Here is a 319-nt window from a genome sequence, read left to right on the forward strand (position 1 = left end):
AGGAGGCGGACAAGTACGGCTTTGTACTCTGGGTCGATGAGCAGAGTCATCTGCTGCTGCGGGTGGACATGGTGGACAAGGAAGGCAACCTGGTGGAGCAGGTGCTGGGGGTAGATCTGGACAGGCAGCCGGCGCCCGCGCCCTGGCTTGTCACCTTGGCCCGCAGCAAGCTGCCCGATGCGCTGGCATTGGAAGACGCCTATCCCGCTCCCCAGCAGACCCTGAACTGGCACCTGACCTGGCTGCCGGGTGGATTCAAGGTGCTCTCTCAGGACAGGCACCAGCTGGTCAGCACCAGCCTGCCGGTGGACTACATGAT

Annotated in this window: 1 protein-coding gene; it reads left to right on the forward strand. The window is 63.3% G+C overall.

Annotated elements, in window-relative coordinates; genetic code table 11:
* On the forward strand, positions 1-319 hold a 319-nt coding region (locus B4920_RS26010), incomplete at both ends, for a sigma-E factor regulatory protein RseB domain-containing protein (protein WP_216820041.1).

This window comes from Zoogloea sp. LCSB751 (genome assembly GCF_002028455.1).
Taxonomy (GTDB): domain Bacteria; phylum Pseudomonadota; class Gammaproteobacteria; order Burkholderiales; family Rhodocyclaceae; genus Zoogloea.